The sequence below is a fragment of the Pediococcus pentosaceus genome, assembly GCF_001437285.1.
GTDB classification, from domain to species: domain Bacteria; phylum Bacillota; class Bacilli; order Lactobacillales; family Lactobacillaceae; genus Pediococcus; species Pediococcus pentosaceus.
In genome coordinates, this window is sequence record NZ_JQBF01000023.1 from 1 (window position 1) to 1,597 (window position 1,597).

Genomic DNA, 1,597 nt, shown 5'->3' on the forward strand with positions numbered 1-1,597 from the left:
TCCGTTGCCCCCAAAGTAATATAACTGGTTGTTGGCAGCAGTTAAGTAACGGTTACGATATTGGACATGATCGTTTCCATAGTATTCGAGCTTGTTATTACCATAATGACGCAGTCCTGTAATAGGTTGTCCGTCATTACCGTAGTAATATAATTTGCTACCTTTCCATTGATACTGATTACGGGTCATTTGTTTCGATTGGATTTTGTAAGTTATAGGCTTGATTTTCATTGCAGCTGAACTAGTGGCCATTAGTCTTACTTGTGTAGCTGGCTTCGTGTTAGGTGTGGCTGCAGTTACCGTAGTTAAGTTAATGTCAGCTTTTTTGGTCGTGGTTGCTTGGCGATTTACTGCACTTGAAGCAACTGATGTGGCCTTGTTGGTATTCTCGGTACTTGCTGCTGATTTGACTGCTGTGTTACTTACTTGGCTAATAGAACCAGAGGCAGCACTAGTTGTGTGAGCTTTTGCCTCATGGCTTTTGTTATTACTGGAGCTTACTTTTTGGCCCGTTTGGTTGGCGGCACTCGAAACAGCCTCGGTAGTAGCGCTTGAGGTAGCAGTTACTGCTTGACTAGTGTTTGAGTTGGCAGTTTCGCTGTCCGCTTGACTGAGGATACTCGAAGCAGCCTTGGTGGTTGTACTTGAGGTAGCGGTTGCTGCTTGACTAGTATTTAAGCTGTTTGTTGCACTATTGGGTTGGTGAGCGATATTTGAAGTAGTCTTAGCGACCTTGTTAGCCGTAGTGGAAACTGTATCTGCTTGAGTAGAATCATTGCTTGTTTTTGAATCAGCACTGACGGTTGTCCGTGTGACTGTGGTTGCTGTTTTAGCTACAGTTACTGTATCAGCGTGCGCAATTTGATCGTTGATGATTGCGCTGCCAACAAATGAACAAAAAGTCACTCCGGCAACAAGCCACAGTTTACCTGACTTGTACAGTTTATAATGCACAGTCCTTTCGGAATTTAATGGGTTGTCTGTTTCTAAGTCCATAATTATATCCCCTGCTTTGTATAATTGATGAGTTTCAACTTATATAGTAATTATAACACTCATGGTGGATGTAAGCTGATTCCTGAGACGACTTTTAAGAGAGCGTATAATGAATAAGGTAGATTGCAAATTTAATCCGAATTTTTGGACAAATTTGTCAGCATAACCTGATACGGTGTTTGCCAGTCGAGTATTTTAAGCGGTCGCTGGTTAATTTGGAGTAACGTCGTCGTTAAATTTTGAGCACTAATGTGCTCAAAACGAGTCCCTTTAGGACAAAAATAACGTAAATTCCGATTAAAGCGTTCATTACTACCACGTTCAGCTGACGTATAAGCATGGCAGTAATAGGTCTTAATACCATATTGTGATTCAAGTGATACTAGACCGCTAAACTCAGTGCCATGGTCCACCGTAAAACTATGCACCGGGCCATTAAAAGTTGCTAGAAACTTATTTAGGGCTTCATTAACAGTTACTGCTGTCCGGTTTTTTAATCGGTAGGCCCAAAGGAAACGTGATTTGCGATCGATTAAGGTTAATAAAACTGCCTTACTATGCCCACGGGGGCCAACGACTGTATCTAGTTCAAAATCGCCGA

General features: G+C 41.9%; 2 protein-coding genes. Both read right to left on the reverse strand.

Features of this window, described 5'->3' with window-relative positions; genetic code table 11:
* On the reverse strand, window positions 1-996 hold a 996-nt coding region (locus IV86_RS08750), incomplete at its 3' end, for a KxYKxGKxW signal peptide domain-containing protein (protein WP_169790295.1).
* A gap of 131 nt (window positions 997-1,127) precedes the next feature.
* Window positions 1,128-1,597 (reverse strand): IS30 family transposase (locus IV86_RS08535; protein WP_155514692.1); only part of this gene is annotated, 470 nt, incomplete at its 5' end.